Origin of the sequence: Photorhabdus akhurstii, assembly GCF_018448925.1 — a bacterium.
In the GTDB taxonomy this organism is placed as follows: domain Bacteria; phylum Pseudomonadota; class Gammaproteobacteria; order Enterobacterales; family Enterobacteriaceae; genus Photorhabdus; species Photorhabdus akhurstii.
In genome coordinates, this window is the sequence record NZ_RCWE01000057.1 from 1 (window position 1) to 4,728 (window position 4,728).

Genomic DNA, 4,728 nt, shown 5'->3' on the forward strand with positions numbered 1-4,728 from the left:
AAATAAGGTTTCATAATAGTGCTACACTTATTTTTTGTCTTCCTGACTTTTGCTGTGATGAAAACGATGCCAAAAAAGCATCAACATAATTAATCAACTGCCACATAAATTGACAACAATGATTTCGCGTTATTGTCTCATGGAGCGATTGTCATAATCGTTCTATTTTATTTAGCCACGGTGAATAGACGGGTAAAAACAACAGAGTAAATTTGGGATGTCGTGCCAGCCACTCCTTTACCTTCTGACTTTTATGAATACCGTAGTTATCTAAGATTAATGTGAGAGTTTCCGCATGGGGATATTAATGATTCAGTTCATCTAACATTTTGATAGATAAATTAGAGTTCTTTTCTATTCCGGTGACTTGCTCTGTTTGGGCATTTTCTGGCATTCATTTTGAAGTATGGGTGCTATGATTGGCATCACTCAGTCCGTGTTGGGGTTTGGGATTTTTCGCAATTGATCAGATCACAAAAATCGGACTGAGTTCACTTCCAGTGATCTACTATTTTGAAAATTTATTTAATTGCATAATTACACCTCCGCCAGGATTTTATTCGGACAAATAACCGCATTGTAAGCAATAATTTCGTTCATATGCTTGCCTTTATTTATCCGTAAATGAATGCGCCATTGCAATTTTTTCTTTCAAACGCTTATGTGCTGATGACAGACGATTATTTATCGCCTGATATTCTTCCAGCGTCTGGTTCGCCAGAATATGACGCCATAAATGCACAGGATTATTAGCGGCACTGACATTAATCGGGTCGTCAGGATCAACCTTACAGGCATCTTCCACTTCTTTAGGCCATTGCGGTATTTTGCTAGTCTGCATCGCAATATAACGGGCAATACTTGTAATTAGATCAAATGGAAAATTTATCAGTTCAACAAACCAGTCCAAACGAGAATTCATCCGCATTAGATACTGTAATCCAAAAATATAACCTTCTTTCTTCTGCTCAATAGGCGGACACAATAAGATAATATCCGCCTGTTCCTGTAAACCATCTTCCTCCATATAGCAACGGATAAATTCCCAATAGCCCGGCATCAACTCCCGAAATACTCCAGAAAATCCCAGACTAAATGTATCCAATACAGTTTCCTTATCGTCTGCCAGAATATGACCGTCAATACACCATTCCGTCATCTTGCCGCTGTACTTGGTCAGGGTAAAAAACACCTCTTTCCAGGGAACCGATAATACCGTTCCATTAAAACGGTAAACATGGATCATCTGAGTTTTGCGGTTAAATCGAATTGGATAATGTGTCGTAGCAAACCACTCTTTTAGGGTCAGTTTGCCACTGAAATAGATCAATAGCGCAAAACCTGCTGTCAACATAAATACCCCGAATAAAGAAGGGATTATCTTTTTATAAATAATATACTGATAAGCCATTCCACCATAAGCGTATAATATTAATCCAAAACAGCTCAAAAAAAGCGGCGCAAATAGTGAACTAATAAACCCTTTATTTCGGTAATATTTATCCACAGTCTCCATATAAGTCGAGTTCATACGGATCACCGTATCGTACTCAATCATATATTCGCCTGTTTTACCTGTTAACCGGGTTGGTTTTCCCTGACAAAGTTGATTGTCTTTTTCTTGTTGAGTCAAAGGACGATTCAGTTCGTAGGACATATAAAATCGACTTAATAGCATAATTATGCTCCCGCAGTCATTAATTTATTAAAAGCGTCCATTTCCATTCTGCTATCAGGCCAGATAGAGGGAATATCCTCTTCACCCACTGGAATCTTGCGCCACAGACAGGCCGCCAGCCATTTCTGGATCTCATTCTTCTTTTTCATCGCCAGATAGATATTGGCACCAAGGTATAGTAATAAAGCAACAAATAGACCTAATGGACCTAAAACACCGGCAAGCCACAGTCCTGCACTCACCGCTGAAATTAAATAGGCAATTCCCAAATCTATATTGCCTTTAAACACGATTTCATCTATCGCATGGCAGCTATCCCAGACTATTCCAACAATCGCAGCCCGGGCGCCAAGGAATTTCACTATCTCAATCCCTCTCATTAACTTAAGCAGGCTTTCCCGTCCCAAGACAAGACGCACCATAGGCTTTAACCGCAGGACTTTAAAATTATTCAACAACCGCTCACAAGTTTCAGCGATAGCCCCCATCGCAGCGACCAAATCTGCCGCAAACCGAGTACATGCCTCCGTATTTTCCTTAGGCCACCCGGCCGCCCGCAATGCGGAAATCTGCATCACCAGAGAGAAAATACAGCCGGTAAAGGGAGGGACTTTTGCCAACTGCTTGGCAGCACTCTCGACAGAACTGGCCTCTAACTGCGCTAGTTTTGTGCGTAACGTCCCCGGAAACAGCTCCGCACGGATCTCATCGACAGAATACAAGGTTTTCACCAAAGACTTAGCCCGTTCCGCCTCCGGTAAGGCCAAGGTCTTTTCCGCTTCACCTGCGTTTGCCAACGCAATAAAGTTGAATTCCTGATCCCCCTCCATCGGCAAGCCGTCAATCTTCAAACGACGCATTTCAATGTCAACGTAGTGACGAAGCTGATCTGAGGAAGGGCGCCGTTTCAGATCCCCCAAATCACCGATCACAGCGACTACCGCGCTGATAAAATGTTTACGCTTTCCGACGAACTTAATGACTTTTAATTCCTTGCCATGCAGCTTAGCTAATACGACTAGTGCGGGAAGCGGCACTTTCTCCACGGCTTTATTCATCACCGCAAACAAAGTGCTACTCAGTTCATTCAGGTATTTTTCTATTGTGAGCGAAACCGGTCCATCGAAGTGCTCAGCGATGTCTTTAAGCCCATCGGGTATTTTATCCCAGGCAAGAGAGCCGTAGTTTCCACCGGTCTTTAAGACTCCGTGAATTTGCTCTATTTTTTTATCACTGTTCATCACCAGCGCACGTAACAGCAGATTATCTGGCGTGATGGTGGTGCTCATCATCTGTTCTTGAAAATAACGGGATGCTCCCAGTTTATCCTGCATGCCTGCAACACAATCATGGACCGACTGGACAAACAGCGCACCGCTATAATCGTCCGTGCTATCAAAGTTATGGTCAAAATAGTCCAGCAGGAGCTGGCTTTTCAGCCAGTCCAGATACATTTCGGTCATCGGAGAGATAATAGTGTTGTCATACCGCGTCAGATCGGTGGTGAACCGATCCATAAACGCTTTTTCTTTATCACGATCAATGTACTTCTCATAATCCGCCCAATACTTTTGTACCAATGGCTTTAATGCCATATCATTTAAGTAATGCGTAGTATTCGCTCGCTTTTCAGAACCAGGAATATAATATTCACCATCAAAGCTGCCATACCGAGCTTCATTCTCCTCAGTTTCATCTTTAGTTAGCTGATCTCGCTCAAACTGTCGGCACAACGCCTCTTTCAGCGTGCTTAGAGAAGCCGAAAGCGCAATCCCTCTGGTGTAATGTGGATTTTTATTAAACTGGGTCTTTAACCGATAATTCGCCAGAGCGGTAATATCCTGCACCACAGCAACCGGATCAGACAGATACAGTATGACGCCTTTGTCTGGCAGCAATTCTCTGACAGCCCACCATAGATTGTCCGGCTCAAATAACCATTTTCCATTCCAATGAGAGCTGGTGTAATCGGCAATACGCCGGTTGGTATCTATCTGAGTATGATATTCCGCTACGGTATCCCTCAGTGACGAGAACGGCAGAGCATTCTCCCCCTCTCCACGGTTTAGCCATTTTTCCATATCAAAACGCTGCATATATCGCGCACGATATACCGGATCTTCATGCTTTTTACGTACCGCATCCGTCCACTCCACCGCCGACCAGGCCAACCAAAAGGCTTTGTTTGTCAACCCCTTCGGCAACACCGGTAATGTCACCAGTGAAGCACGCGCCAACTCATCTGGCTCATTAATGCAAGGTTTCATTTCACCATTGGCTAGACGCGGCGGGACTTTGCCATCGGCGGGCAGAAGATAGTAGTATCCCTCATCAGTCACGTAATAATTGATCCAGCCATTGACCAACTCATCCCAGATATACAAAAAGCCTGCACGCAACAGACGGGTGGTATAGCCGGTTTCGCCTTTTCCCTCTACCGGCATCGATATGCTCGTCGGCAAATCCGGCACGCCATCACCCTGCGCCTTGATGGCAGGACGAACCAGTAAAACAGGCAGTCCCTCACGGGTACAAAAATTACAACCGGGGTTATTCACAATAAAATCTCCTGTATTGCACACAATTTATTTCAGGTTTCCCGGGTTAAGACGGCCCAGCAATGTTTCGTTCGCATCGTTAACGATAATCGATAGCAGTATCTGACCTTTTGAATTGTCATCGGCTTTCCATACGCCATCTTTTTGATATATAGATATTTTATCCGTCACCTCATAATAACGTGGCATCGGTTCCCCGACTTTGGCCTGTTTAACCCGCATCTTTACCGGACACAGCAAAACATTAGCTTTGTCTTGCGCTGGCTCGCACTTACCGGTTTTTTCAACTGATTGGAAAAACAGTTATGACGCCGTGCACCTTACGCACCTGTGCCGGGTTTTCCGGCGCCTGCAAGATAAACGTGGCGGATTTGTTGAGCATCACCGCCGGGTCGATATCCCGGGTCGGGCTGGTGAAATCAATGGTGTAGCAATAGGGCGCGCACAGGCGCTCTTCGCCGGTGAAGCTGAATACCTCCAGTTCGGCGCCAC

General features: G+C 44.5%; 4 protein-coding genes and 1 pseudogene. All 5 read right to left on the reverse strand.

Translation table 11 applies throughout. The features are described 5' to 3' along the window. Nucleotides 1–10 precede the first annotated feature (10 nt). Nucleotides 11–385: pseudogene (locus EAE93_RS23435) on the reverse strand (IS630 family transposase); the annotation flags it as partial. A gap of 225 nt (nt 386–610) precedes the next feature. Continuing rightward, nucleotides 611–1,678: a DUF6708 domain-containing protein gene (locus tag EAE93_RS23440; protein ID WP_036809584.1), complete on the reverse strand. Its 1,068-nt coding sequence runs from the start codon at nt 1,676–1,678 to the stop codon at nt 611–613. A gap of 2 nt (nt 1,679–1,680) precedes the next feature. After that, nucleotides 1,681–4,236, reverse strand: a complete 2,556-nt coding sequence (locus EAE93_RS23445; RefSeq protein WP_214040685.1) for a T6SS effector BTH_I2691 family protein — start codon at nt 4,234–4,236, stop codon at nt 1,681–1,683. A 27-nt stretch (nt 4,237–4,263) separates the two neighbouring features. After that, nucleotides 4,264–4,425 carry a hypothetical protein gene (locus tag EAE93_RS23450; RefSeq protein ID WP_157297612.1) on the reverse strand — a complete coding sequence of 54 codons (162 nt, stop codon included), beginning with the start codon at nt 4,423–4,425 and terminating at the stop codon, nt 4,264–4,266. Nucleotides 4,426–4,519: 94 nt separating this feature from the next. After that, a partial coding sequence (locus EAE93_RS23455; protein WP_214040686.1) for a hypothetical protein occupies nt 4,520–4,728 on the reverse strand: 209 nt, incomplete at its 5' end.

Excerpts from the sequence above, each read along its gene's own strand:
- EAE93_RS23440 (WP_036809584.1), bottom strand. The coding sequence starts at position 1,678 with ATGCTATTAAGTCGATTTTATATGTCCTACGAACTGAATCGTCCTTTG.
- EAE93_RS23450 (WP_157297612.1), bottom strand. The coding sequence starts at position 4,425 with ATGCCACGTTATTATGAGGTGACGGATAAAATATCTATATATCAAAAA.